A 24,172-nucleotide genomic window follows, 5' to 3' on the forward strand; every position below is an offset into this window, starting at 1 on the left:
CCCGGGCCGTTTGCCCGTCAGCTCCTGTCCCGCAGGAACCTCGCCATGGACACCTCCCCACCCGCGGCGGCGGCCGGACCCAGCTCGGCGGCGATGTCGATGAAACCTCGCATCACCGCCACTTCCCGCGGACTCCGGTTGAGGCTGTCCCGCAGCTCGGGGTCGGCACCGGCACGAAGCAGCCATTTCACGATGCCCATCAGGCCATGCAGGGCCGCCAGGTGCAAAGGGCCGAAGCCGCGGGCGTCCTGCACGTCAAGACGCGCTTCGTGGTCCGCCAGTTGCTCCAGCCCCGCTGCCAGTACATCTTCATCGGCGGCGGTACCCGGTTCGGCACGCGCGCCCAGCAGCAGCAGCAACGGCGTCGCACCGGCCGATCCATCCTCGGGGTCGGTCTCCGCGCCCGCGAGCAGGAGCGTGTCGAACAGGGCGACGAGACGGGTCCGGTCGCGCGCGGAGAAGCCGAACATGGCGGCGCAATGCAATGGCGTGCGCCCCTGTTCGTCCACGGCATGGACGTCGGCCCCGGCCGCAAGCAGGCGCGCCACCAGGTCGGGGAGGCCCAGGGCAGCCGCCACCATCAATACGGTGACGCCACCCGGCAAGCGCTGCTCAAGCTCGGCGCCCGCCGCCAGCAGCCGGTCGACGATCTCCGCGTGCCGCATGCTGACGGCCGCGGACAGCGCGGTGGCACCCGATTCCGCCGCGACCGTCGGATCCGCACGGCGCGCCAGCAGCAGGTCCACCACCGCCCGGTGGCCACCTCCGGCCGCACGCAGCAGGGCGGTGCAACCCTGGGCATCCATCGCGTCGGGCGACAGGCCCAGGTCGAGCAGGCGGCGCACGGCGTCGGCATCACCGACGATGGCGGCCGCCGGCACGTCGGAGGCCTGGAGCGGCCGGCCCGGCAGCGGCCAGCCGCGCCAGTCCAGCCAGTCCGCGAGGTCGCGGCGCCCCGTCGACAACGCCACGCCCAGCGGTGTCTGTCCATCGGCCGCCAGCAGGCCGGGAGAGGCGCCCCGGGCGATCAATCTCTTGAGCATGTCCTGGCGACCCAGGGCGGCCGCCAGGTGGAGCGCGCTCATCCCGTGGCTGTCGCGGACATCGAGTGCGACGCCCGCCTGCAACAGCCGATCGAGCAGTTGCGACCAGCCCAGCCGGACCGCCAGCGTCAACGGCAGGTCGCCTGCGGCCGTCGCGCCGAAAGGGTCGGCACCACGATCCAGCAGTTCGACCGCGAGGCCTTCGCAGGCGCGTCCGCCCTGCTCGCCGCTCGCGCAGGCGGCCAGGAACCGGGCCAATCCACCGCGCCCCGCCGGGGACACCGCGGCATCCAGCAGCGCCCTCAGCGACGGCACGGCGCGTGGCCCCGTGCCCAGCAGGAGTTCCATCGGCGTCCGGCCCGAGCCGTCACGGACTTCGGGGTCGGCGCCGCGCGCGAGCAGCCATTCGATCTGGTGCGGAGGCACCAGTGCCTCCTGGTCGTGCATCAGCGCGCCGAGTTCGCGGGGGCCGAGCAGTGCGGCCACGGCGTCGAGCGCATGCTCGCGCCCTTCCCCGAGTCCCTCGCGCAGGATGGCCGCCGGGGCGCGGTCGGCCATCGCCCGCTCGTCCCCGTCCACGCCCGACAGCGACCCGGGCATCGGGTGATTCGCGTCCAGAATCGCGACCAGCGACCAGCGCCCGGCCGCTGCCGCAAGTTCGAGCGCCCGCTTGCCTTCGTGGTCGCGCTGCTCCGGGTCGATCCCCAGCGCGAGCAGGCGCTCCACCAGCGGGGGCGCGACGCCCTCCGCCATGCAGGCAAGCATCAGCGGCGTGCGCCCCTCCTGGTCCGGCCCGACCACAGCGGGCACGCGGGCTCCCTCCGCCTCGAGCAACAGCTCCAGCACCCGCGAATGGCCCGCGCGTGCCGCTTCGTGGACCGGCGTGGAACCGGCTCCGTCGGGGGTGGCGACGTCGGCTCCGGCGGACAACAGGGCAGTGGCGATGTCCACATGGCCGGCGAGCGACGCTTCGTGCAATGCCGTCCGCCCGCTCTCGCTGGTGGCTCCCACCCTGGCCTTGAACTTGAGCAGCAGGGCGACGCCGGCAGGATCGTCATCTTCGCCGCCGGCCGCGGCCAGCAGCGCCGGCTTTCCGCCCACGGGCTCGGGACGGGCGCCGCGCTCGAGCAGGAAGCGCGCAAGCCGCCAGTTGCCGGCAGCGCAGGCCACGCCGAGCGGTGCGAGACCTTCATGGTTGAGCGACTCGAGCTCCGCGGCAGCGTCGCGCAGCAGGGCGGCGACACCGGGATCGGAACTGCGGGCGGCAAAGTGCAACGGCGTATTGCCGTCGGCATCGGTGGCACGGGGGTCGGCGCCGTTGGCCAGCAACGTCATGACGGCGTCCGGCCGTCCGTGCCAGCTGTCGCGCGTGGCGGCCAGCAGCGGGGTGAGGCCGGCATGGCGGATGTTGAGGTCGACGCCCCGGGCGATCAGGCCACGCAGCAGCCGCAGATCCGGCAATACCGCCGCGAGCGCCGCGAGGCTGCGCTGGTCACGATCAGCGGCCGGGGGCATCGCGTGCGGATCGGCTCCGGCCTCGATCAGCTCCAGCGCGCGCTCGACCCGCCCGCTGCGCGCGGCTTCATACAGATCGGGTTCGAGCGGCTCGCTGGGGGCGCGCACGACATCGGCCACGGCGTCCGGCACCGGCCCCACCGGCTCGATAGCGGCCACGGGAGCAGCCGGCAGCACCTCCGGGACCGTCGCCCCGGCAGGGTCGACCGCATCCTCCGCACTCTCCTCGTAGAGATATTCCAGTGCCTGCGCCGGCATCACCTGCTGCAGCCACACGTGGAGACCCGCCGACCCCAGCAGCAAGGCCAACGCGACCAGCCACCGGACCGGCGCCGCCAGCAGGCCGGGCCACGCCAGCGCCACCACCAGGCCACACACCGCGGCCACGGCCACGGCCACGCCCAACCCGCGCCAGGCGCCTGGTTCGAGCCCGCCCAGCGCGCGGCGATGGTCCCCCAGTGCGCCGCCATCCCGCTCCAGTCCCTGCCACACCGGCCACCAGCGCCACAGCACCAGCAGCGAAACGCCTACGACGGTACTCAGACCGAGCGCGGCCAGCAGTGAACCGCTGTCGACCAGTGCGGACAGCGGCCACGACACGACGAGCCCGAACCCGGCCACGGCCACGGCCCACAGGATCGCAACGGGAGGCAGCTCCCGCCGCAGGCGGACATGGTCCGGCACCTCTCGCTTGCGCCGGTACCGCGCCGCCAGGGCCAGCAGGGGCTGGCACAGTGTCCCGGCCAGCGCAGCCACCCAGCCACCCAGGCCGGCGAGCAGGGCCAGTCCGGCCGCAATGGCGGCGAGCACCGCAAGCGGCCATCGTGCGGGCGTCGGATCAGCCATCGGTACCCCAGTCGGAAGTCATCGGGTCCGACATCGTCGGCGGCATCTGCAGGTGGTAGCCACGCGCGGCCAGGTTGGTCCTCACCACCTGCGCGTCGGAGCGCGCCAGCTTCCGCTCCGGCGTCACTGCCAGTTCCATGACGAACTGCAGCGTTCCCAGCGGCAGGCGCACGGACTCGGGCACGCGCTCGAAGTCGTCGCGCGCCGCCAGGAACACATAGGTGTCGGGCTTGCGGATGCTCTTGTAGACGTACGCTTGCATGTGCGGCGGCCGGGAAGCGGCGCGGCGAAATAGGAGTGCCACAGCATACCCGCAGCACAGCGGCCGGCGAACACGGGCGTTCAGCCTGCGCGGCCGGCTAGAATCCCCCGACCACCGCTAAGCAATGGACTGCCATGCTGGATCTGGACGATCTGCTCCTGCCTGTTTCCCAGGCCGCCCCCGCCGGGGAAGACCTGTCGTTCTCCACCGAGTACGACGCCATCCTTGAAGCCCGCCGCGCCGACGATCCCTCGCTGGAACAGGGCGAGTGGGTCACCGATCTCAAGACCGCCGACTGGGCGTTGGTCGAGCGGCAGTGCGCGGCGCTGCTGCGGCAACGGAGCAAGGACCTGCGCCTTGCCGGATGGTGGGCCGAAGCCCGTGCCCGCCAGCATGGCGTGGCCGGCATCCTCGATGGATACCGGCTGTTTGCCGCGCTTTGCGGCACGTGGTGGGACGAGCTGTATCCACTGATCGAGGAGGGCGACGCCGAGCAGCGTATCGGCCAGCTGGACTGGCTGGTCTCCCACTCCGGGGAATGGCTGCGCCGGGCACCGCTGACGCGTGCCGCAGGAGGCAGCCACGGCCTCGCCGATTTCGAGGCGGCCAGCAGTGCCGTCGGCGGCTCCCAAGACACCCCCTCGCCCGAAGACCTGGAAGCAGCCCGCCGCGAAACCCCATACGCCTTCTACGCAGAGTTGCTGGCGCTCCTGCCAGCGTGCGCGGCCGCCCTGGAGGAACTGGAACAGGTGGTGGATGCGCGGCTCGGGCAGGAAGGCCCCAGCTTCACCCCGTTGCGCGACCAACTGGAGCGCGTCTCCGCCACCGCACGCAGGCTGGGCGGGAGCGCCGGCGTACCGGCCCTCCCGGCGGAAAGTGGTGCGGCGACCCCGCTGCCCGCCAATCCTGCGGCGCCCCCCGCACCGGTGCTCGCGGCGCCCCCGACAGGCGAACCGGCCAGCAGGCGCGAGGCCATTGCCCAGTTGCGCCGGGTCGCGGAATTCTTCCGGCGCACCGAGCCGCACAGCCCGGTGGCCTATCTCGCGGACAAGGCCGCGAACTGGGGCGAGATGCCCCTGCACGCCTGGCTCAAGCAGGTGATCAAGGACGAACAGACACTGGAGCGCATGGAAGAAATGCTGGACCTGGCGCGCGAACGCGAGCACTGACCCTGGCCAGGCCCGGCAGCCGGCCGGCTAGACTGTCCACATGAAAATCGCCAGCTGGAATGTTCATTGACGACCCCAGCAATTCCAAGTCATCCCGGAACTCAGTTTATCTCCTTTTTATTTCAATGACTTAGGTAGGAACTCGTCCCAGTGGAGCTCAGCTCGTCCCACGACGTGCCAAGTTTTGTGGGGGTATCGCTGGGGGTATGCTGAAGCCCCGATGCTGATACTTCGTCCATGCTTACTGCTGTCCAGATCAAGGCTGCCAAGCCCACAGCCAAGGCCTACAAACTCTCCGATAGCCATGGGCTCTACCTGCTGGTACAGCCCAAAGGCGGGAAGCTGTGGCGGTACAAGTTCCGGCTTGGCGGCGTCGAAGGGCTTGATGCTTTGGGGCGGTACCCTGAGGTCGGCCTTGCAGAAGCTCGGCAGAGCCATGCCGAGTCAAGGCGCCTGGTAGCGCAGGGGATCAACCCGGTCCTCGCCAGGAGAGACCGGAAGCAGGCGCTGATCCAAGCTCAGCTGGTGCGGGAAAGGGGCTCGTTTGCAGCCGTTGCAAGTGACTGGTGCGCCGCAACGGTGCATGGCTTACGTAAAACGACGCGCGAGCAGCGCGAGCGGGAGATACGCAACGACCTGCTTCCCAAGCTCAAGAGTCGCCCCATCAAGGACATCACCCGGGTCGAGATCACGGCGCTGCTGAAGTCGGTTGAGAAGCGTGCGCCGGAAGTGGCTCGCAACGTGCGCAACTACCTATGGTGCATCTTCGAATACGCCATCGACACTGGATTGATCGTAGCCAATCCTGTTCCTTCAGTTCGAGTACTCAAGAAGCGGGACAAGAAGAACCACCCTGCACTTCCTTCCTCGATGATCGGCGAGTTCATCAAGCAGCTGGATGACCGGTCCCGAATCAATGAGCACACCCGCATCGCCATGCTGTTGGTGATGCTCACCGCTTGCCGGAAGTCCGAAGTCATTGGTGGCAAGTGGAGCGAAGTCGATATGGAGACGGGGGAGTGGGAGATTCCTGCCGAGCGCATGAAGTCCAAACGTCCGCACTGGATACCTCTTTCGTCGCAAGCACTGCGATTGCTGCACGAGCTACGAAAGTTGCTTCCCGTGGGGCAAGAGCTCCTGTTCCCCAATCGCCGTGATCCCAAGCGCCCGATGGCCAACCGCAGCTTGAACGCTGTGATGGATCGGCTGGGCTACAGCAGCATCGGCACACCCCACGGCATGCGAGCGGTATTCAGCACGCACTTCAACGGCATCAATGCCAACGTTGACGTCATCGAGCTGTGCCTGGCACACGCGCCTATGAGCAAGACCCGCGCGGCCTACAACCGACACCTATACAAGGTCGAGCGCCGGGAAATGCTGCAGGAATGGGCCGACCACTTGGACTTGCTACGCAAGAGCTAATACGCCGACGGCGTGGGATGAGGCGTTGCAGTCAGCCGTCTGGCACGGAAGACATGACGTCTCCTGATGTTCTGCCACTGCGACATTGTGCGTAGGGAAAGCGCTTGCACTAGAACAGGTCCTCGTCGCTTCCCCCTCGCTACTAACTTTCATCGCAGAGCGCGCGTGGTTTCCTCGTTACACCCCCAATCACTCGACGCCGTCGCTTGATGATGGGTGGTGAGCCCGGAGGAAACATGGAACGCCAGCCACGCCGTAAGCACCACCGACCGCGAGAGCCCGCCAACGTCCTTGACGCTCTTCGGGCGGGAGTCCGCGCAGCGGTGCATGACTTCTTCGAGCCTTCGCTATTGCTGCTCCAGACGGCCGGCAAAGCCATTCGCTGGGCGTGGCGTTGGCTAGTCCGGCGCTGATCGACATCTTACCTATCGCCACACAACAACGAGGCAAATCGTGAACCTTCTGTTCTTCATCGACATCGTAATGACCCGTCTTTGGAAATCGGCTGCTCCCCTGCGGGTGGCCCGCGCCACCTCGAAAGCTGACGCACTAGGTTCGGGGAACGCTGACATCGTCTTCGGCGAGGACCGGTCCGACTGGAGCTCATCCAACGACTCCGGGTACTCGCCCTCCCACGATTGGGACTTCACCCCTATTGCAGCCGTTGATTCAAGCGATCGAACTCTCGGGGCCGTGCCTCCTGGCGAACTTCACCGAGGGACCGACATCAATCCAGCGAGCGGTTTGATCATGGTCGGAGGTGCGGCAGGCCTGGACGTGGGAGGAAATCTCTACGGCACGAGTGCAGACGATACGTACCTCTCCGGATTGGGCTGCACTGGTGCCACCTACGATTGCTTAGCCTCCTTTGACAGCTCCTCAAGTCTCGACTGCTTCTCGTCGTCAGACTGCTTCTCCAGTACGGACAGCTTCGACAGCTATGGCTCTGGCGGCTTCGGGAGTGACTGGTGATGGTGGTGCGGTGTCCGCATGCGCAATGGGACCGCTTCCGAAAGTCAGCTGAAAGGTCGCTGCTCATGCATCCCAGCCTGAGTAGCAATGGTAGGGCGGAGCGGGCGGCCCACGGGCTCACATTCCCGCTAAAGATCTCTTACGTGCCGCCGATAAGGCTCTTCGCCACCGCTAAACGCAGTGACGAGCAGCTACAGCATCAGCCGGCAGGAGCGTCGCGGCGTGCGTCGGCGCTGGATCCGGCTGCACCGACAACCGTGCAGTTGGACACGCGGTATGGCTCCAATCTTGCAAAAAAAGGACATCGTTAACATGAGCAGAGCGCTTTCTTATCGCGGGGGCTTAGGCGCTCTCGCAATCATCGCGGCAACGATGGCGGTTGGATGTACCGGCCCTCTCGACGGCAGGCTGGTCACAGGCAAAGGCTTGGATGCCTACCGCACTTCTCTCGCGCCCATGTCCGAGGCAACTGAGTTTGAACGTGAGGCTTTCGATTGGGCGGTGTCCGACTTCGACGTGGACAGGGTGCATCGCGAGTATCCGGACAGCACTCCGCGAAAGATCATTCGCGCCGAGGTTGGGAAGGTTCGGGAGACTTACCCCAAGCGCATCGAAGCACTCGAAGCGGAGGCAGAAGCTCAAGAGCCCCTGCGGGAGGAACTGCGCAAGGTCACAGCTACTGACGCGAGGTTCTTCCTTGACAAGAACTTCTTCGGGCAGCAACCGAAAGTTACGGCTTCAATTTCGAATGGCTCCTCACTTCCGGTGAGCAGCCTGAGCTGGCAGGCCAGCCTGTACGTAAATGATGGTGCGGAGGCAGTAGCTACGTCGATCCTGTCGAACGACTATCGCAGAGACGGCGGCCTGAAGCCCGGCGATGCGTACACCGTGACCTTTACTGTGGGTTTTGTAACCGGCGACGAGCGTTGGACGACATTGGAGATTCGCAACGCAAACAGCACTCGTGTCGTTCTTGAACCCATTATTGGCAGCATTAAGGATTTCGGCAATCGCCCTTACCTCGCAACTGACGCTTCTGCTCAAGCCAGCTCTCTCAGAGCAACGCTGGAGGCCGCCGAGAAGTATGCGGAGATATGAAGCAAAGACTAGGCAGCCCGCTTGGTTGCCATACATCTACAAACGGGCCGCCAGATGGCTCCGAATCGTCGATAGGAGATACATGAAAGTACTTCGTCCCGCTCTTTTCGCATGCGTGGTCACGGCGGCCGCCCCCCTTATGGCCGCCAACCCCGTCGCACCACTTGCCATGAATGACCTGCTAAGACTGGCGTCGACCGCTCCGCTCGAGTATCGCATGGCCGTGCATGCAGCGACTGTGATCCGTTTGTATTGCGAACCACAGCAGCAGCGCTCTGAGACAGCTCGCGCTCTCAGGACGCGACTCATTGAATGGAGGCTTGATGTAGCCATGGAGTGGATCGAAGGACACAAAATTCCCGCATCTCAGTATCTAGATGCCGCCCAGGCCATGGAGTGGAGTGTCGACCATTGGATCGCGGGCTTTGTCGCCCACGGAAGCAACGGAGCAAAGACAGGACGGCCTGAAATGTGCGCTGGGGCTATCAAAGAAGCAGAAGCTATCGTTTCTCGCGACTAGTAGTTGTCCGACAGATTGTCCTAGATTGCCCCTTCGGCCCCAGATCGCGCTTTGGCCTGGCTTGCCCGGTACGCAGCTCGCGGAACGGGCATCCAACTCCGATCGGATAGTGTGGGGCTAGGGCGCCACCTAGCGCGTGTAAACCGCCTGTACGTACTGGCCTCGACCGTCCCCATGACCCAGATCAATAGAGGTTTGGGCTAAGGCCTCTCGCCGCGCCTCACCGGATCCCTCGTACGCTGCCAGCCGATCCGCGGCATAGGCATAGCGCAGGCAGTGCCCGGTGATGCCTGCAAGAGGGGAGATCGCGCGGTGCATGATGTTGCGATACCAAGTCATGGCCGCACGCAAATCGGGACAGCCGATCAGCTTTGCTCCTCGGGCGTCCGCAACAGATCTCGCTTCCGAGACGGCCTCAAGTGCTAGCAGTCGATTAGCCGGTTCGCTGTCGCGCCGTCGTCCACCCTTCGTCCCATGAATGATGGTGACCGGCTTGCCCGCCCGCAGATCGCGCTCCCAGCTGGACAGCGAAGGCCCGCACCGAACGGCTTCGGCAGCGCGTAAGCCGAGGGTCCGCTCGAGCTTCAGAACTGCCACCAATCCAGGATCGATGGCAGAGGCGGCCGCGATCGCAGCTTGGTATTGCTCCGGTGTAGCAGCGGTCTTCGTACCCGATCGGTCCGTTCCGCTGATCCGAAGTGCGGCATTGCAGATGCTCACGGAGTCAGCTGCCTGATGGCGGCCAACCGCTCGCATCGCACTGCGTATGTGTGCTGCTTCGTTCTGCAGCGTACGGAGACTTTTCCCCTCTGCAAGCCGCGACTCAATGTAGTGGACGACGTGTTTCTCCCGCAGCGCACCCGGGCCGGCCACCTGGAACCCAAAGTGTTCAAGGTGTTGGAACAGCCGCGTCAGGGTGCCTAATCGTGCCTGCTTGGTCAGGTGCGCGCCGCCCGCCGCTTTAGCAGCCCCGCGAGCGCTGGAGCGGGCTTCAGATTTCTTGCTCATAACACCTCCATTGATGCCGACCAGCCAACTGGAGCGCCCCCGACAGCCGCATCTACGCGGCCAAAAAATAGATGACGAAGTCAGTCACCCGGGGGCAGATCCAATCGTGCTGGCCGGCTTCAACAAAGGTTGAGTGCCGATCCCCTCAGCACGTCAGGTGGCCCTGCGAGCTGCCGCATGTGCGGAAGTGGGGAGTCCCGAATGGGAACGATTGAGATCATGGGGTGAGTCCTCCGGATGCCAGGCGGCATCGATGTACAGCACCGGGGAGATTCCTCGGCACCTCATTGATAGATGTCTTGTCCCACTAGGACAGGTAGTCCGACGATCGCGGCGGATTCGCCTTGAGGTAGTCGCTCACTTTCTCTTTGGCCAGGGCTGCCGGCGTGGCGGGCAGGCGTGGTCGAGCTTTCAGGGTGCGGTGACCCCGTTTCCAGAAAGCGTCACTTTCTCAGGCAGTGTCGGCTATTGCGGCCGTCGCGTTGCTACTGGAGCTGATGGTACGAGTTGGCGGGCACTATTCAATCCTCCAGCCAGCACCTTTTGACCCCCGGTTAAACGCGAAGCCGGGCGGCAGAGACGTCCCACGGTGATGTGAAGTGCTGTGTGCATCCGACTATCCTGAACACAAGTTCGAGTTCAGTCGCACGCGGAAGCATGGATACGTGCCCCCAAGGTCCGAGACCCAGCTCTAGCAAACCAGGCGCTGCCCGACCATCTTTCGCTGGAGCTAGGCTGCTCCCCGCTAGCTGCCGGCGTTAGAGCAGGTGCCGGATCTTGCCGAATGTCCGGCAGGGTTGAACGCCTACGACTGGCCTAACTCTTTCAGAAAGTGTTGTCGACGCCGGTCGGCCAACTTCAACACTAGGGGTGCACGGGTAGGAAGCACACCGTCACACTCGCCTTCTAGACCACGAAGATCGCGGAGCATCTCGTTCAGCGATGCGCTCATTGATCCAGGCGCTCACCTCGTGAAAGCACCATGCTGAAGTGCGTGGTCCCAAGCGGGTCTGCGGCGGAAAAGATCCAGCCGCGACGCGGCGGTAGATTTTAGACCGACTAAGGCCAGTCATTGCAACCACGGCGGGCAAACGGATCAAACGGTCGTTATCCATACCTGCAATGGTAGGGGCGGTACCCCGCTCTTCAGCTATCCAACCCAAGGCTTTTTGCCGCCGGTTACGATCTCCGCCTCTTCCACGCCGCACGACGCACAACGGTTCGGCTATCCCATTGTTTCGGGACAACTGCGCAGGACATCTCGCACTTTGATTCACCCTGGCGTAGGCAGGAGCCCCATCGGTTCGGCGCCCTCATAGCGGGTGCGCAGCAGCAACACTGCCTGCCGGAGCGCTTCGTACTGCTCCCGCCTGGATCGTCCCTTGGCCGCGAGCCAGCCTGAGCCCACGCCGGCCAACAGGCCCAACCACCAGGTTTGGGTCACCACCATCGCGACCTTCGCGGCCGCGCCGGCAGCACCGACTCGCGCCCCCCGGGAGCCAAGTTGGCTGGCACGCTCGATCCAGGTCATCTTCGGATCCAGCATCAACGAAAGGCTGATAACGGCAAGCCCCAAGACCGACGGCATCAGATCACCCACGCCGAAATCCACACCTCCCGCCGCTTGTTCCACAGCCGCCTGGAGCGATGCTTCGGTGACGCCGCTGTCGGATACACGCTCCGCCATGCCCATGGCCAGCAACTGCGCATGGACTTCGCTCGTGGATACGACGTCAATGCCCGGATAGCGCTCCAGAGCATCCAACACGTACTGCACGGATTCGGTGGCCTTGGCCTGGATCGCATCCACGACCTGTCCCTGCTCGTCCAGGATGCGGATGTCCCACCCGGACTGGGTAGCAGAACCCGCAAGATCAGCGTGGAGACCATCCGGGAGACCACCATTGTTGAAATGGTCAACCAGCTCGACCTCGAAAAGCTTTCCCTTCACCCCGGACACGAACCCTGGCAGTGCTTCCATAGGGAGGCGCTCTACGACGTCGGCAAAACTTTCCGTGGTCGCGACACCGGGATAAGCCAGCTCGAACGCTCGCAGGACCTCTTCCGGGACCCTGTCAGGGTGATCCAACACATATGCGAGGGAGACCCCGCCCACCACGAGTTGGTCGAGCAGCTCATCGCGCCGACGCGCCTTCTGCGCTGCATGGACACGCTGCTCCAAACGCCCCGCGTCGCGGCGGATCCTGTCGCCGTACCCCGCAATCTCGGACCGGAGTTCGTCGAGATCGCTTTGGCTCAAGGCGACACTATCGATTACCTCCGAGACGACCGAACTGCCACCGAGCGCAAAGCCACCAGTCGCAGCACCCAACGCAGGCGCCGCTCGTGCAGTCAGCTCCCCACCGGTACGAATTCCAGCGCCGACCAGCGCCACTCCTCTTCCCAGCAGGATGCCGGCGCCCGCAGCAGTGCGGCCCGCTGTGCCACTTGGACCAGCGGCTCGCGCCTTGCCGCGTTCTTCTGCGTGACGGCCCCGTTGATCGGTGGCCGCTCCAGCCTTGGCGACGGCTCGCCCAGCGGAATCGATGGCGGAACGCACGCCCCCAGCTATCGTGTCTTCTTGCTTGCCGACGTAGCTCGCCACGGTGTAGGTCGCGTCTGCCAATCCCTTTATGGCCGCCTTTCCCCCCTTGATCCATTTCATTGGCCGCCCCCAGACCGTCTTCTTCCTGATACTGCGGGCCGCATCCCTCCCGGTCAACGCTGCGAAAGCGGCTGGTTCAACAATGGCAGGACGGACGAAGCAGAGGATGAGCGGCGTCGGAATCGTGACGACGTGAGGTCGGCGGTGACGAAGCAAACTCTTCGATCGCCTTCTACCGGCGGCACTGCTGTGTCCGAGGGAAGCGGCAGCAATCTCAGCCTGCGGCCATTGCGTTCTGAAGTCACCGTAGCCGCGCCCAGTCGGTGCTGTGCGGATCAGGGCCCGCCATGAGGCGGCGAGTGCCGGCGGCTTGCGACACCCAACCTCACACAAATACGGGTCGGTTGGTGCTCATTTGCGACCGGTTGCACCCGAGAATCATGGTTCCTTCGCCACTGCCCTCACTATGCGACTCCCCTCAAGCCTCCCTATCGATGCGATCCCCCGCATGTCCCGCGGTCACCTGCGGTGCATCACCGTGCTTCCGTTTGGTAGCCGCGCGTGGGTAGAGGTGGTAACTCGCGAATCCGTACACTCCCTTATATCGAGCGATGGGACGACACTATTTCCAAGCATCGGGGCCGCGACGGATGTCGCGATATCGGTACCGTGGTTCGGCCCACTTGGCATAGGAAGGAATTGGTGGTGCCCGCCAGGATTGTTCGAAAGCACCCTGATCGATCTCTTGGAGGAAAGCGAACAGACTGAACTCACCGAGAGGGAGCGCCACCCCGCTGCCACTCTGCATTGGGTAAGGCTCGTGCGCGAGCGGCTGACAAGCCACTACGGCTGTGAGCGGACGTTCGACCAGAATCTCCGCGCACAACTCGTTCCCGAGATCGTCCGCTTCAATTCCGTCCTCACCCGTCTGCCGGTCTGGTCTTCGCGCTCATAATGTTGGCACCGACTCCTCAATCAGACGCGCAACGTAGTTTTCGTCCTCGTCGAACAGGATGTTCCGCTCGGCCATCCTCTGGCGGGTCACCTTCCAGTGCATCTCCATTTCCGCTGCAGACGTGCCTGAGACGATATAACTGCGCAGGCTGACGTCCGGATCGCCCATACGGGCCTCGATCTCACGGATAGTGCGATGGAACTGGATCTTCGAGTCCTCGATGGTGTCGAGCTGGCGGATGCCCTTGGGGTCGACGAAGCAGATGCGCTGCCTGGCACCGTCGATGCGCCAGACAATGAAGTCAGGATGGAAGTTGCCGGCCTCGAAGAAACCGATGCCGCGGCCGCGGCTCATGTTGCGCAGCAGGAACAGCGGGCGGTCCTCGAACTCTTCCGGATGTGCGGCGCAGTAGTCCTTCAGGCGACTGACGAAGCGCATCTCTCCGTCGTTCAGTGACACCGGCCGGACGGTGATGTTGGCGCCGCTAGCCTTGATCAGCGGTTCGTACAGGTGACCCTTGAACGACATCACCTCCAGCTTCGCCTGCCCGCCGCTGTACGCCTTGTCGGCCACGCCAGCGCGCCTGCGGAGCTCGTCACCAAGCTGCCGCAGCTGGGTGATCAGCGCCTCCTCGGACTTCTCCACTGATACGCGGTACACGCCCTGCTCCTCGCCCACACCGGCACCGGCCTCGGGGAAGTTCGGGTCGCCTGCGTCCAGCTCGGCGTATTCCAGGTGTGGCTCCTCCCAGCCCTTCTTGCGGAAGCTGTAGTAGCGCTCGGCGTACTTCTTCAGCAGCGTCTCCGCGATCTCCTGCCAGATCGCCACCTTGGCGAAGCTGTCCATGGCCAGCATCGATTCGGGGATCAGCAGGTCGTACCAGTCGGTGTCGGCCAGCAGGCGGTCGACCGAGGGGCGCGGGATGTCGAAGTTGTGCCAGCCTCGCTCGTTCTTGAAGCGGATCAGCTCGAACCAGGCGCGATCCAGGTCCAGCAGCGCTACATGCTTCGGCCCCAGTTTGCCGCGCTCGAGCTCGGCTACGCCGTCGCCGCCAGCCAGCCCGGCCGCCTTCATCGCCTGGATCTTCGGGTACCAGTTGAGCTGCACCCGGTTGCGCAGCAGCCAGTGGTCCGCTTCACCCTGCGGTGGCGCGAGCTGCGGGACCGGCGCCAGTTGGCGAAAGGCGACGCCGAACGCGGTCCGCACGCCGTGGATCTCGGGCTTGAGCCGGATGATCTTGAGCTTGTGCGTGCCCAGGTTGCGCAGCACCGGCAGCACGATCTCCTCGCTGTCCTGGTTCGACGGCAGTCCTTCGTCCTCCAGGAACTGCTTGAACTGGGCCATGTAGTCCGCGTGGACGCCGAAGACGTTCAGCGTTTCCAGGAGCTCGATGTGCCGGGGGCGCTCCATACCCGCCGGAAGGCGCAACGCCTTGCTGCGCTTCAGGCTCCAGCCATAGCCCTTCAAGCGCACGCCGCGGCCGAACAGCTGGATGATCTGGGCACCCTCGCTCTGGCCGATCTTCATCAGACCCAGGGTGCTCACGCGCCAGGAGTTCCAGCCCTCGGTGAACTTGCGCGAGCCGATAAGTAGGCTGATGGCGTTGTCGCGGTCATTGATGCGACGGAACAGCGAGCCGGCAAAATCCCGCTCCTCAGCCACCAGTCCCGGCGTGGCGTCGCACAGGTCGTACAGCTTCTTCGCGTCGCCAACGTTGATCACGCCGAAGGGGTCGTTGTTGCCCAGCCTCAGGGCCAGCTCGCCGTCGGCACCCTTCAGGTACTCCACGTGCAGCGCGCCGCCGCCGCCAGGGGCATTGAACAGCCGCGCGCAGATGTCGGCGAACAGCGCGGCCGACGGAAGATCCAGCTCGTTCAGGTAGCCGAAGCGGTTGGCGAACGGATTCTGGCCAGAGGCGGCGGGTAGCCCTTCGCCAAGAAGCGCCGTGATCGTCCGCTCCGACCGCGCCCTATCAATCGCGAACCGGGACAGAAACAGCAGCACTTCGGTCACATCCGAGACATCGCGCCCGCCCTGCCTCCGCACGGCATTGACGCTACCCCCAACGAAGATCCACAGCGGCCGCTCCAGGTTGAAGTCGCGCAGCAGCGCCTGCCGGTCGTCGAACAAGCGCCGTTGCTGGTACGCCGCGAGCAGACACGCCGTCAGGTAGACGTCGAGGCCCTCTTGTTCGGTAGCGTCGTCCAGGTTGAGGATCTGGTAGTCCTTGCCGTAGCCGTCGCCATAGAAGTAGCGATACGAGTAGTCGAAGACGATGCTGCGGACGTAACGCTGCGTGAGTTTTGCGTCGCCCTTAACCGCCTGCTTGAAGGTGGCCGAATACTCGAACGAGAAGCCCTTCTCGCACAGCTGGTCGCGGCGGGATAACCACTTTCCGGCCTCGCCCCCGGAGGCGCCGCGGTGGCCTTCGTCCACCAGCACCAGGTTGCCGGTCTCGAAGGCATCCACGGCCACGGTCTTGTCGCCCATGCCGTCGCCCAGCTTGTGGATGTCGATGATCTCCACCGCCTTGCCGGCGAACAGGCCCCGTGCGCTCTTGTCGAACAGCTCGGCCTCGATACCCGCGGCGGCGAACTCCTGCAGGTGCTGGTGGCTCAGTCCCTCATTGGGTGTCAGCAGAATGATGCGGTTGAGCTCACCGACGCGGCCGGCCTGTGCCAAGTGGTGCTGGTACTGGCGCAGGTTGAGGTGCATCAGCAGGGTCTTGCCGCTGCCAGTGGCGCACCACAGGGCCAGCTTGTTCAAGCCCTGGGCGGCGTCGCGGCTCTCGTCCAGCGCGGGGAGCTGCTGGCCCGCCTCCTTGCCGGCGTTGAACGCCCCGATGTGGGCGTTGAGCGCCTGAGCCAGCGCCTGCGGATCGCGGAAGTAGCGATCCAGGTAGATCTCGACGAACAGCAGGGCCAGGTACTGGTAGTACTTCCAGACGACCGGCCGCTCGCGGCGCAGATTGCGCTCCGCGTTCAGCGTAAGGGTGTGGCGGACGATGTTCTGGTCGAAGGCCAGCAACTCGTCGCGGCTGACGCCGGGCAGCTCACCGGTGATCTGGTTGACCATTGCGTGGTGGAAGCGATGGACGTTGTTCTCATCCAACCCCTCCTCGCTGTGCTCGTTGAGCTGGAAGCGTTGCTTGAACGCCTCCAGCAGCGGCACCCGGCGCCCACCCTCCAAGGGGTAATAGCCGTCGGTGCTGTCCAGACCGAACAGGCCGAACAGCCACTGGTTGAGGACCAGCGACTGCGTGAAGTCCGCCATCTGAGCCCGGGCACGGGGCCTTCCGGCCGTCTTCTTCGCCGCCTTTCTGGTGGCGGCCTTCTTCAGCGCCGCCATCTCAGTCCGTCCCTTCGAACATCAGGCGCTGAAAGTCTTCCTCGGTCAGGCGCACCTTCCAGCTTTCGTCCTCCAACCGGATGTTCTCAAGCGTATTGTCGCCGTTGACGTAGATCACGTCGAACTCGGTGTCGCGTACCGAGAACAGCTGCTTGTCGCGGAACCAGGTCTCCAGCACCAGGTTGTCCTGCTCGGCGTCGCCGGTGAGCTTGCGCCAAATCACCAGTGTCTTGCGGCCCTCCGGCGTGGTGCCGGTGACTGTGCGGAACCACCAGGGGCCGTCGGCGTCCTGTTTCAGTCGCCCGTTGACCCGCAAACGATCCTCATCATCACGCTCGAACTTCGCGGCAAAGCTGCGCGGCGCGGCAATGTGCTCCACAGTCAGCCCTAGTAGCCAGTTGAAGGTTTCCAGCAAGTCGACGTTGGACTCGCGGCTTTCGTCGCTGCCGGGCCTCTTGACCAACATTTTGTAGGCGGTGGGGTCGGAGAAGGCCTTGATGTCGAGCAGCGAGGCACTGCCACGGGATTCCACATCCAGCTGGTAGCGCAGCAGATAGTCCTCGCGCAGGCCGGGTTGTGCGCCGCCAGATGACGTGAACAGCGCCTGCTGTCCAGCAGGCTGCCTAAGCTCAATGTTGTTGAGCGCGTCCTCGTAGGTCTCCAGCCGCACCACCTTCATGACTGCGCTGACCGAGTCTCTGCTGCGTGGCGCCCCGCCCTTCCAGTCGCTGGACAGGAGCGACTTTACTGTCCTGGGCTTGGTTAAGGTATCGAAGTGATTGCCAACCTCGACGATCAGGAACTTCCGCCCTGCACGATCTTCCCGGTTGGCCTGCACAACGGCGTGCGCAGAGCTACCACTTCCGCCAAAGAAGTCGCAGAACCAATCGCCCGACCGAGCAGTCTGCAGGACGAACTTCTTGACGAACTTCGAGCTTTTCGGCGAAAGGAATAGTCCGGTTTCACCGAACATGTTGGTCAGTTCAGCTTCGCCGTCGTTGTACTCGTAGAAGACGCTAGTACCAATATTCGTCTCTACCTCATGGAGGAATCCCTTGGTCCTTGGAACCTTGTTCTCATCTTCCCCCCAAGCGATCCTGTCTTCGTCCTGAAGCGACTGGAAGGAGCGTCGGTCTCCAGCGCCCTCAATCGGGCCAGCCGGAAACTTCCAGCCACTTTGAGGGTGAGGACATGGCTGACCGGTTATCGGGTGGACCGGCTTGTAGAACCTGTAGTTCGCATGGTTGGGATCACGCGTTGTCGGCGACTGCTTCGATGCTGGTGCTCCAGTAGGAATTTCACTCCAGACCCATAGCTTTCCTCCGAGAGCTTTCGCGTCATTTTCGTCTACAAGCCTGCTATCAGCGTCGCGGTACTCTGCCCGGCTATAAGGGTAGATGCCACGCCACGGATCTTGTCGCTTCGCATCCGCGTCCCACTCCGCTCCACTGGCGATGACTTCATCTCGGTATTCCTCTCGGTGCCGCTCATAGAGCTGCTTCAGCGCACTCTCGACGACATCGATTGGAGGAAACTGGTCGTTGAGCTGCGCCACCAACTCCATGACCTCCGAGTAGCCGGGCTTCGGTTCGCGGAACATCGCCTTGTCTGATTCAACAGCCGCGCGACTTTTAGCGTAGACCTCGACGTACTCGTGATTGGTCGAGTAGTTTGGCAGCTGGCCGTTCGACGTTGCTTGCGTCCAGATGAGCTCTTCGATGTGGTTATCAGCACCAAATACGCTGTCCAGCGCATGCTCGACTACAGTGCGCTCCGTCTTATCGATGCTGACGAAAATAGCTCCATCATCGCGAATCAACGCATGACTTGCCTCCAGCCGATCGCGCATGAACGTTGCGAACGACGAGTGCTTGTAGTCGTTCTTGTAAGGGATCGAGCTGCTATTCGTGTTGTAGGGCGGGTCGATGTAGATCGACTTGAATTGCGAAGCAAACCGCGCCGCACCAAGTCTCAGCGCCTGGAAGTTGTCCGAGTGAACCAGGATGCCCAGCGTGTCCTGATCGAGAGTTTCAATCTCAGCCAGAAGTCGAGACTGAAAGTCGGGCGAGAACAATTCTGTATCCACACAGAGACCGGGGTTTGCCAGGAGGAAGTCTCTGCCGATTGGCGCCTTGTAGTCGGACCACGTACTAATCTTGTAGAGCTTCTCCCATTCTTGGAGCTGATCTTTGCTCGCAAGAACTTCGTCGATCAAGACAGGCGGGAGCTTGTCGATGGTTACAAGGTAGCTCGTCGACGCGACTAGCTTTCTCTTCAGCCACAGTTTCTTTTGGAAGTTCTCCAGCTGGGCCACGAAGTCGATGATCTTGCCCGCAACGCGACGAATCACCTTGATCTTCGAAAGATACTGCTCGACGCGAGGCGCGGTCTCGCTTTCCACATCATCGAGATGCATCACCTCGTTCTTGATGTAGAAGTCCAGCTCGCGCCGCAGAAAGCCATCCAGGTCCTTGTGGATGAAGTAGTCGAAGGTGTTGCGGCCGGTGTAGCGGCGAAGGTGTGCCTCCAGCCGGGAGTAGTCGGCCTGCTCGCCGTTGGCCATGACGTGCGTCTTGCGCAACTCCGTCAGCCAGCTTCCGAGATCATTGCCAGCGGCCAGGATCGTCGCCACCGCGGATGCGCTCAGGTCCTTCTGCGCAGGCGGCCTCTTCTTGCCGTCGCGCTGGTCGGCGGGCCAGTCCTCCAGCGTCGCGGGGCGGTACTCGAAGCGCAGTTCCAGCTCGCCGGCAATCTCGGCGATGAAGTCATCGGCCGCCAATACGAACATCCGGTCCTTGCCCTCGGCGGCCTTGACGTTGCCGTGCTCGCCCTCGGCCGCGTCCACCAACTTGAAGCGCACGCGCATGGGGTCTTCGCCTTCGCCGGCTTCGGGTTTGAGTCGGAAGGCGTAGTCGCGCAGGTACTCGTTAGTCTTGATGTAGTACTGGTCCTTGTTGGCCCAGTGCAGGGTGACTTCCTCGCCCTCGTAGGGGATGGCGTACACGCCGGGCTTGTAGACCCGCTTGGCCAGGAAGTCGCCTTCGGAGTAGTAGCGGCGGAAGAAGCTGTAGAGGTGGTCGTAGACCTCGTTTTCCAGCGCGCCCAAGTCAATGGCGCTTTTGAGCTGCTCGCGCAGCTTCTGGACCTCTTCGTTGTTGTCTGGATCGACCTTGACTCGACGCAGGGTCGCCTCCAGCTCGGCAAGCTCTTTGCGCAGCTCCGCGCCGTCGGCCGACTGGTACTGGGCAAAGGCGTCCTTCACCTGCGGCAGCAGGTCGCGCTCCAGGAATTGGCTCACCTCGCGGGCTTTGGCGTGCATGATCCGGTAGATGCCGAAGTCCAGGTCGGGCTGGTCGAGCTGGAACAGCTCCTTGAGCAGGGTGACCAGTTTGGTGAACTTGGTGGGTGTGGTGTCGGTCATCGGAATCATTCTTCGGTGGTGTGCTGCCAGATCGGACGCTGGCTGAAGTTGGTCGGGAAGCCCATCACGCCAGCGGCAGGCGGGTGCTGGATCACATGTTCGGCGACGCGCTGGACCCAGGTCTGCCCGGGACTGGTGCGGCCGATCAACCAGGCCAGCAGCGTGAGCGTGTTGTAGGCGCTGTTGGGGCCGGAGGGGTCGAGCGAGGCGACCAGGGCTTCGGGATGCTTGCGCGGCAGCTGCGCCCTGAAAGTCATCTCGCGATCCCAGAAGCGCGCATGGTGGGCGCAGATGTTCCGCACCACGCTGATATGGTGCAGGAAGGATGCCAACAGGACCTCGTCGACACCGTAGGGTTCGGCGATGGCGTTGCGGTCTGCGGCATGGCGCAGGTTGCTGAACCAGCGCGAGATCTGGCCGAGGCTCATGACCTCTACGCTGGCCCAGATGGGTGGGAGGAGTTCGTCGTAGGTATGGCGGAGATGGCGAATGAATCGCTCGCGACTGTCTTCCACCCCGCTGACCAGCTTGGCCACGGCAGTCGGATGGCTCCATGTCTGGCTGCGCTGCTTGAACAAGGCACTGTCGAGGTGCGCATGCGCGCCATGGCGCAGGCCGACGACATGGGCCCAGCGGGTGCGGATGGAGACTTCGAGCCGCTCGACTGCGTCCAGCACCAGCAACTTGAGGGTTCGGTCGAACAGGTAGTCGTCGAGCACTGCCTCGAAGGACGTGCCGGGAAGGAACCGGTGGGATGCGTGATCGGCCTCGTGCCGAAGCCAGTAGCCGCTGAGGCGGTAATAGTTGAGCTCGGCCAGATAGTGGGCTGCACGCTCAGGGTCGGCAAAGGCCATGCCGCGCGAGGCGAGCTGTTGAATCTGACGCTCGACCGTAAGCGCCGGCTTGTCGTACTTCATCCTGCATCCCCGTCGCGGCCTGGCGCTGCGAATTCCGGGATGCCCTCGGCCGATCGCGAAGGCCGGAAAAAAATAACCCCCCATGGTGCGCCGGTCTGACGAGAGGCGTGGGGGGTGTTGTTGGTAACGATTCTACCCCAGCAGCCTGCCGGCGCAAGAGACCTCGTGCCGGCGCTGTTCAAGTCAGCGCCCATCGGATCCGGAACAGCCTGACGCTATGGCTGCGCTGGTTCAGGCGACGCTCCAAGGCGGCAATCAGAGCGTCACGCTCGGCTTCGATTTCGTCTTCCACATCGAAAATTTCCTGCCGTTGGCGGCGTTGCTGGCGCTCCAGGAGCTTGATCTCCTCCTGGATGGCCGCCTGCTCCTCCACGGTGGCCGCGGCCCGTGCGCGGCGCTTGGCGTCCTTCAGGCGGGCCTTGGTGTCTTGCATGGCCTGCTCGGCGGACAGCAGCTTGTCTTCGGCCCACTGGTCGAGCCGTTCGCGTTCGGCGTGGAAGTACGCGTTGTTTTCTTCCAGTGCCTTGGCGAGGGCGGCTTCGATCTGGCGGCGGACGTTGGCGTCGAAGTTGGGCGGCAGGGTGTCCGGGGCCGCCGGCCTGTTGCTGGGGCGACCCGGCAATTCCAGCAGCCGCTGGCAGGCCTCGGCATCGAGCCAGGTGCCGTCGTCCGCCTGGGCGCTGAACACCAGGTGCTCCTCGAGCTGGAAGCTCTCCAGTTCCAGCAGATTGAGCTCCAGCCAGCCGGAGCGGCTCGACAGCTGCTCGAGGGCAGCAATCCGCTGGCGCGTGCCGGCAAGCATGAACTCCAAAGCAGTTACGGGTGTCTCGCAGCGACGGCCGCGATCCAGCACGTGTTCGCCCAGCGGGTGGCTCAGGCGATAGACGTGGCCGTTCTCCGGCGCCGACTGGCCCTTGCGGATCAGGTGGTAGCGGCCGGCAGGAGCCTCGGCCATGAGCGGCCGGGACAGGTCGAATGACAGGGTCTGGTCATCGAAATGCGCGGCTTCCGCCAACACATGCCGGGTCAGGCGCCAGAACAGGCGGCTGATCCGGTCCAGCTGCACGATCGCTTCTTCGCGATGCAAGCGTAGGCGTTCGACCACTCCGGCGTCGAAGGTGGCAAGCAGGGCCTCCTCGGTGTCCCGCATGCGCTCTTGGATCTGCTCTTCCAGCTCGCTGCGCAGCCGCGCGAAGGCGGCATCGATTTCGGCGGGCGTGCGACAGGTCTCATAGATAGCGGCGATGCGTCGCTCGATGTCCACGCCCGACTCGATGCGGCCCAGGATCTCGTCGGAGGCCCCGAACACGCCCTCGAACAGGTGGAACTTCTCCGACAGCAGCTCCAGCACGCGCTGGTCGGCGGCGTTGCGCTGGTTGAGGAAGTTGATCACCACCACGTCGTGCTTCTGCCCATAGCGGTGGCAGCGGCCGATACGCTGCTCGACGCGCTGCGGATTCCACGGCAGGTCGTAATTGATGACCAGCGAACAGAACTGCAGGTTGATGCCTTCGGCACCGGCTTCGGTGCAGATCAGGATCTCGGCCTGGTCGCGGAAGTGGTCGATCACGGCGGTGCGGCGGTCGATGGCCGGGCTGCCGGTCACGCGGTCCGTGCCCTGATATGTCGCCAGCCAGCGCTGGTAGATGCCATTGAGGCCTGGGTCCGAGGCGCGGCCGCTGAATTTGGCCACGCGGCCGGCATGTCCCCGTGCCTCGAGGAAGTTGGCCAGGTAATCCTGCGTGCGCACCGACTCGGTGAAGATCACCGCCTTGCGCGGCGCACCGATGGCAGCCATCTGCCCGAAGCCAGTCTCCAGCGCCTGCAGCAGGGCGTGTGACTTCTGGTCTTCGCGGACCCCGCGCGCCACCAGCAGGTACTGCTCCAGCTCGGCGATTTCCCCGCGGAGCCTGTCGCGATCGATCGGTTCGGAGTCAGGGAGGGCAGGCTCCTCCGCCACCTCACCTTCGTCCAGCACATCGGCGTCGAGCTCTTCGTCCTCTACCAGCTGTTCGAGCCAGTCTTCCTGGACTGCCTGGCTCTCCTCCAGCCTCCGCAGCCGCGCCAGGATGACCTCCAGCGTGGCGACGACGGCGGGGGTGGACGAGGCCAGCAGCTTGCGCAGGATCAGACCGACCAGGTGCCGCTGGCGGGTGGGAATTCCGTAGGCGTCGTCCCTGAGCAGGTAGCCGGACACCAGGTCGTAGACCCGCTGCTCCTGGTCACCAGGCGTGAAGGGCACCGTGAGCGGCTTGCGCTCGGTGTACTGCACGTATTCCAGTACGTCACGTCGCAGGGTGCGCTTGGTAAAGTCGGCCAGACGCGCCTTGAGCGCCGGAATGGCGGCGTCGCCGCGCATGAAGCGCGTGCGGAAACTGACGCGGTCACCAAACAGATGCTCATCGATGAGGGTCGACAGGCCGTAGAGCTCGATCAGGGAGTTCTGCAGTGGCGTGGCCGTGAGCAGCAGCTTGCGGACGCCGGCCAGGGCGCGCTTGATAGCTTGGCCGCTGCGGTGGCTCTCGCGATGGGCGTTGCGCAGCTTGTGCGCTTCGTCGATGACGGCCATATCCCACCGAATCGCCCCGACCTCTCTCTCCATCCGGGCCACGAAGTGGATCGAGACGATGCTGATGACATCCTGGTCCAGGGGGTTGTAGATTCCCTCCTTGCGCGCCTGGGCCCAGGTCCTGGCATCGATCACCTGGGTCGGCAGGTGGAATTTCTCCGACAGCTCGGTAGCCCATTGTTTGCGCAGCGAGGCCGGGCAGATGACAAGCAGGCGGCGGCGACGTTCCGCCCAGTACTGGCCAAGCACGAGCGCGGCCTCGATCGTCTTGCCAAGCCCCACCTCGTCGGCAAGCAACACGCCCTTGGACAGTGGGTTCTGCAGGGCGAAAAGCGCCGCCTCAATCTGGTGCGGGTTCAGGTCAACCGCCGCATCGAAGAGCGACTGGCCGATACGATCCAAGTCGCCGCCGCGGCGACGACGGGTGAGCTCCCAAGCAAAGTACTTCGCCTGGACATCCGTGGTCTCGATCATCCTTCCCCCCTGTCGCCTCCCACGG

Annotated in this window: 14 protein-coding genes; 5 read left to right on the forward strand and 9 right to left on the reverse strand. The window is 64.2% G+C overall.

Annotated elements, in window-relative coordinates; translation table 11 throughout:
* Positions 1-17: 17 nt before the first annotated feature.
* Together B5D37_RS06670 and B5D37_RS06675 are read right to left on the reverse strand one after the other, a co-directional pair.
* Positions 18-3,404: an ankyrin repeat domain-containing protein gene (locus tag B5D37_RS06670; RefSeq protein WP_078757933.1), complete on the reverse strand. Its 3,387-nt coding sequence runs from the start codon at positions 3,402-3,404 to the stop codon at positions 18-20.
* On the reverse strand, positions 3,397-3,666 hold the full coding sequence (locus B5D37_RS06675; RefSeq protein ID WP_078757934.1) for a YcgL domain-containing protein: 270 nt from the start codon (positions 3,664-3,666) through the stop codon (positions 3,397-3,399). The genes B5D37_RS06670 and B5D37_RS06675 overlap by 8 nt, the downstream gene beginning before the upstream one ends.
* Before the next feature lie 134 nt (positions 3,667-3,800).
* On the opposite strand from B5D37_RS06675, the gene tssA reads away from it, so the two are divergent.
* From tssA to B5D37_RS14660, 5 genes are all read left to right on the forward strand, one after another.
* Positions 3,801-4,835 (forward strand): type VI secretion system protein TssA, encoded by a 1,035-nt coding sequence (gene tssA, locus B5D37_RS06680; RefSeq protein ID WP_078757935.1) that lies wholly within the window; start codon positions 3,801-3,803, stop codon positions 4,833-4,835.
* Between the two features lie 237 nt (positions 4,836-5,072).
* Positions 5,073-6,260, forward strand: a complete 1,188-nt coding sequence (locus B5D37_RS06685; protein WP_078757936.1) for a tyrosine-type recombinase/integrase — start codon at positions 5,073-5,075, stop codon at positions 6,258-6,260.
* Positions 6,261-6,713: 453 nt separating this feature from the next.
* Entirely contained in the window at positions 6,714-7,232 is a 519-nt protein-coding gene (locus B5D37_RS14655) for a hypothetical protein (protein ID WP_143814180.1), read from the forward strand.
* A 276-nt stretch (positions 7,233-7,508) separates the two neighbouring features.
* Positions 7,509-8,330 (forward strand): hypothetical protein, encoded by an 822-nt coding sequence (locus tag B5D37_RS06690; protein WP_078757937.1) that lies wholly within the window; start codon positions 7,509-7,511, stop codon positions 8,328-8,330.
* Between the two features lie 82 nt (positions 8,331-8,412).
* Positions 8,413-8,850, forward strand: a complete 438-nt coding sequence (locus tag B5D37_RS14660) for a hypothetical protein (RefSeq protein ID WP_143814181.1) — start codon at positions 8,413-8,415, stop codon at positions 8,848-8,850.
* A 129-nt stretch (positions 8,851-8,979) separates the two neighbouring features.
* Here B5D37_RS14660 and B5D37_RS06695 read toward each other — a convergent pair whose 3' ends face one another.
* The 7 genes from B5D37_RS06695 to B5D37_RS06730 form a co-directional block, all read right to left on the reverse strand.
* Positions 8,980-9,858 carry an integrase domain-containing protein gene (locus B5D37_RS06695; RefSeq protein ID WP_078757938.1) on the reverse strand — a complete coding sequence of 293 codons (879 nt, stop codon included), beginning with the start codon at positions 9,856-9,858 and terminating at the stop codon, positions 8,980-8,982.
* 893 nt (positions 9,859-10,751) lie between these two features.
* Positions 10,752-10,973, reverse strand: coding sequence for a helix-turn-helix transcriptional regulator (locus B5D37_RS06700; protein WP_078757939.1), 222 nt, complete (start codon positions 10,971-10,973; stop codon positions 10,752-10,754).
* Between the two features lie 158 nt (positions 10,974-11,131).
* Positions 11,132-12,523 (reverse strand): hypothetical protein, encoded by a 1,392-nt coding sequence (locus tag B5D37_RS06705; RefSeq protein ID WP_143814182.1) that lies wholly within the window; start codon positions 12,521-12,523, stop codon positions 11,132-11,134.
* An 889-nt stretch (positions 12,524-13,412) separates the two neighbouring features.
* Positions 13,413-16,691 carry a DEAD/DEAH box helicase family protein gene (locus B5D37_RS06715; protein WP_143814183.1) on the reverse strand — a complete coding sequence of 1,093 codons (3,279 nt, stop codon included), beginning with the start codon at positions 16,689-16,691 and terminating at the stop codon, positions 13,413-13,415.
* A 76-nt stretch (positions 16,692-16,767) separates the two neighbouring features.
* Positions 16,768-20,187: a DNA methyltransferase gene (locus B5D37_RS06720; protein WP_078757943.1), complete on the reverse strand. Its 3,420-nt coding sequence runs from the start codon at positions 20,185-20,187 to the stop codon at positions 16,768-16,770.
* A gap of 5 nt (positions 20,188-20,192) precedes the next feature.
* Positions 20,193-21,104 carry an Abi family protein gene (locus B5D37_RS06725; protein WP_078757944.1) on the reverse strand — a complete coding sequence of 304 codons (912 nt, stop codon included), beginning with the start codon at positions 21,102-21,104 and terminating at the stop codon, positions 20,193-20,195.
* A gap of 178 nt (positions 21,105-21,282) precedes the next feature.
* Positions 21,283-24,147 (reverse strand): SNF2-related protein, encoded by a 2,865-nt coding sequence (locus B5D37_RS06730; RefSeq protein ID WP_078757945.1) that lies wholly within the window; start codon positions 24,145-24,147, stop codon positions 21,283-21,285.
* Positions 24,148-24,172 lie beyond the last annotated feature (25 nt).

It is taken from the genome of Lysobacter spongiicola DSM 21749 (assembly GCF_900167055.1).
In the GTDB taxonomy this organism is placed as follows: Bacteria; Pseudomonadota; Gammaproteobacteria; order Xanthomonadales; family Xanthomonadaceae; genus Novilysobacter; species Novilysobacter spongiicola.

Bases quoted from the DNA above. Each gene is read 5' to 3' on its own strand.
- B5D37_RS06685 (WP_078757936.1), top strand. From the start codon at position 5,073: ATGCTTACTGCTGTCCAGATCAAGGCTGCCAAGCCCACAGCCAAGGCC.
- B5D37_RS14660 (WP_143814181.1), top strand. From the start codon at position 8,413: ATGAAAGTACTTCGTCCCGCTCTTTTCGCATGCGTGGTCACGGCGGCC.
- tssA (WP_078757935.1), top strand. From the start codon at position 3,801: ATGCTGGATCTGGACGATCTGCTCCTGCCTGTTTCCCAGGCCGCCCCC.
- B5D37_RS06675 (WP_078757934.1), bottom strand. From the start codon at position 3,666: ATGCAAGCGTACGTCTACAAGAGCATCCGCAAGCCCGACACCTATGTG.
- B5D37_RS06720 (WP_078757943.1), bottom strand. From the start codon at position 20,187: ATGACCGACACCACACCCACCAAGTTCACCAAACTGGTCACCCTGCTC.
- B5D37_RS06725 (WP_078757944.1), bottom strand. From the start codon at position 21,104: ATGAAGTACGACAAGCCGGCGCTTACGGTCGAGCGTCAGATTCAACAG.
- B5D37_RS06670 (WP_078757933.1), bottom strand. From the start codon at position 3,404: ATGGCTGATCCGACGCCCGCACGATGGCCGCTTGCGGTGCTCGCCGCC.
- B5D37_RS06690 (WP_078757937.1), top strand. From the start codon at position 7,509: ATGGCTCCAATCTTGCAAAAAAAGGACATCGTTAACATGAGCAGAGCG.
- B5D37_RS06700 (WP_078757939.1), bottom strand. From the start codon at position 10,973: ATGGATAACGACCGTTTGATCCGTTTGCCCGCCGTGGTTGCAATGACT.
- B5D37_RS06695 (WP_078757938.1), bottom strand. From the start codon at position 9,858: ATGAGCAAGAAATCTGAAGCCCGCTCCAGCGCTCGCGGGGCTGCTAAA.
- B5D37_RS06705 (WP_143814182.1), bottom strand. From the start codon at position 12,523: ATGAAATGGATCAAGGGGGGAAAGGCGGCCATAAAGGGATTGGCAGAC.
- B5D37_RS06715 (WP_143814183.1), bottom strand. From the start codon at position 16,691: ATGGCGGACTTCACGCAGTCGCTGGTCCTCAACCAGTGGCTGTTCGGC.
- B5D37_RS06730 (WP_078757945.1), bottom strand. From the start codon at position 24,147: ATGATCGAGACCACGGATGTCCAGGCGAAGTACTTTGCTTGGGAGCTC.